Source organism: Bradyrhizobium sp. Mp27, assembly GCF_029953005.1.
Classification (GTDB): domain Bacteria; phylum Pseudomonadota; class Alphaproteobacteria; order Rhizobiales; family Xanthobacteraceae; genus Bradyrhizobium; species Bradyrhizobium barranii.
Map to the genome: position 1 here is coordinate 1 of NZ_JASAUS010000373.1, position 2,830 is coordinate 2,830.

Consider the following 2,830-nt stretch of genomic DNA (forward strand, 5'->3'; position numbering starts at 1 on the left):
GCTCGTCGCCCAGCCATTGCTCGTCGTCGAGCACCAGCCCGCGGGACGAGGCTGTCGGATTCAACGCCACGATCTGAGCATCGGCGGATGTGCTCGGAAACACCGGCACAGAAACAGCATCGTCGCGCAATGGGGACAGTGTGGGCGCAGTCAGATCAATGAATGGATCAAGAGCACCATAGTTGTCTGAGCGAGCCCTGGCAGAGGGCGCTGGCGCAAAGTGAGCATCGTCGCGCAAGTCGGACGGCGTGAACGTAGTCAGATCAACCAATGATTCAAGACCGCCGTAGATGTCTGACGGAGCCTTGCCGGTTGATGGTGAGGCCGGTTCTTGCATCTGCCGCCGCGACAACTCCTCGCACGCCAAAGCTTCATCGTCCGAGGAGGCTGGCACCGGAGAAAGCCCCTGCGGCGAACCGGGCTGTCGATCGCCCTGGTGATGACCCGGTACTGTCCCGGCAAACAGCGGCCGAAAGTCAGGCGTCGGGACGAGGTCGTCACGCAACTCGAACGGATTCGGATGAACCATTGCCTCAATCCGGCCCTCCTGCCGGCTCGGCAGGAGATTGCGCCCGGTCATCTCGTCCAAGGCGCCTTGGTGATTGTGCGGCCAGTTAAGGGGATGGACGGCCTCTCTGGAATCCGGTGCCTGGGGATGGCTCGCGCTTGTCTCGCGAGACGGCGGTGAGGCGGCCTCGTCCGCGCCCCCCCAAAGCAGATCCTGATCGTAATTTTCCGCTGGAATGACCACTGGCGAACTGACAGCTTCCTGCGGAGCACTGTGCTGCGCGGCGGCGTCCCATGGCCGTGCGCCCACCTGGTGGATGGGGGCCTGCATCAGCACGCGGCCGCCTGAATTGCCGTTTCCGATCAGCATCCCCTGAATTGCGACCTCTTGCGGATTATCTAGAGTCCTGGGCCTCTTCGCTGGTCTCAGTTCCGCTGTGCCATGCTCATCGTTAATGAGAACCTCCTCGCTTGGCAGGAAGTTGCTCCACTCAAGCGCCCCCATCAGCTCGTGCGCGGCCTGTTGGAGGTCGCGGTGTCCGCTCAAGTCAGGAAAGGACTCTGCGGGCTCCGGCGCATGGTCGTCGCGCACGCTTGGCTCGAGAGCCGACAAGGGGCCGGATTGATGATCCCGCGGTCCCTGAGTCTCCTCCGGAAGCTCTTGTTCCGGTGGCAGAAGCTCTGGATCGTCAGCCATGATCGGCGGCTCGTCGGCCTCATCATCCAACAGCTGCCGAAGCTCCTCGGGATCGACGTCTACCATCGGCGACTGGGTAGCCTCACCTGCGCCCTGCTGAGAGCCGTCTGCGCCCGAAGCCCCCTCCACCGAGGGGCCTGAAGCCTTCGCCTGACGATACTCACGAAGCGCTTTCAGCCCGCCGTCCAAGACCATTTTCCACCCGACGTTGCGAAACAATCTGTCCGCGTTGACACGTAGGGCTACGTGATCGAGTGCAGAAAGCGAATCGCCGTCAAGCCCTAGCTCTCGGGAGAATTTGCGAAGCGCCCAATCGTAACTCTGGGCGGTAGTCGAACTCAACTTGTTGCTCTCAAGGGCGTGGCTTATGGCGCCCTTAATGAGCCCTTCGTCACCATCGGCAGGAGGAAGCGGTGGGCGCCCACCAATAGATGAAGCGCCCGGAGCGTTGGGGGCACGATGTTCTCTAAGCGCCCCCACCGCGGCCCGCATAAGTTTATCACCCTTGAAGATTTCTTTAGCATGGGCGAGCAAGAAAGCGTCGCTACTCCCGTCAAGCGATAGACCGCGCTCCCCGAGATCATTCGCCAACCTGTTAAGATTGCGCGTATAACCGTTAGCCACCGCGTCTTTCAGCTTCCGACTTGCAATAACGCCCTGAGCCACCTCCCTGATAAGCTCCCGGTCGCACCCAGACACATGGGGATAGACAGTGGATGCTTTTTGGCGCTTGCGCACGGGAGCTGGACGGGGAACGCGCCCCGTCGACCGCCAGGTCCGGAGATGGTCTAGTGCCAATATGAGATCACTGTTTCCGTTGTGCTGGAACACATCACCGCCATCGGTCAGCGAATTGTTGTCTAGCCGAGCAACAATGCCTGTCTTGTTATTTACGCAGAGCCAGCGGCCAAAGCTAAGAAGAGGACCTACAATCCTCTGGACGAAGGATTCGGCGAGCTTGCCCTCGATGAGGGCCTCCCTAAACCCCAAAACAACGAGAGCATCCTTGGAATAAAGAGGCTGTTTCCTTTTTGTGCCCGCTATTGAAACCAGAGTTAACTGAGCCGGCTGCGGGGCCGAGGCGCCAGGCATTGCTCCACCACCTCCAACTGAATTGGCGACCTCGCTCAGCTGCCGCTCAATGGCAACGGCTTGCGGATAGTCTGGGGTCCTCGGCCTGTTCGTTGGTCTCAACTCAGCTGTGTCATGCCCATCTTTGATGAGAACCTTCTCGCTTGGCAGAAGGTTGCTCCCGGCGAGTGCACCTATCGGTTCGACCGGGGACTGCTGGCCGTCGCTAGACACATTGGGAGGGGTCCCGCGGTCCGGCATCGCGGTATCGGCCTGGCGCGCCTCGTGCAATTGCTGCTCAAAGGCCTCTTGCCCGGCTTGGCCCGCCTGCTGCTCCTGCAACAGGTCGTGCTGCACCTGCGACGAAGCTGTTACGTTGGTTGGGTCATAATTGTGTCGGTCCACGCTAGCCTCGCATCTACAGAATCATCTAAGCAGGTATCTTAGAGCTATGGCTGATTTTGGGTGACGCGGCCTGATCAGGCGGCGTGGCTTTCAGTGTTCGGAATGACTTCGATTCCGTCGATGAACTTTACACCGGCGATGACTTTCGGC

Annotated in this window: 1 pseudogene; it reads right to left on the minus strand. The window is 60.2% G+C overall.

Annotation, left to right across the window (positions count from 1 at the left end):
* Positions 1–2,680: pseudogene (locus QJT78_RS49895) on the minus strand (hypothetical protein); the annotation flags it as partial.
* Between the last annotated feature and the right edge of the window lie 150 nt (positions 2,681–2,830).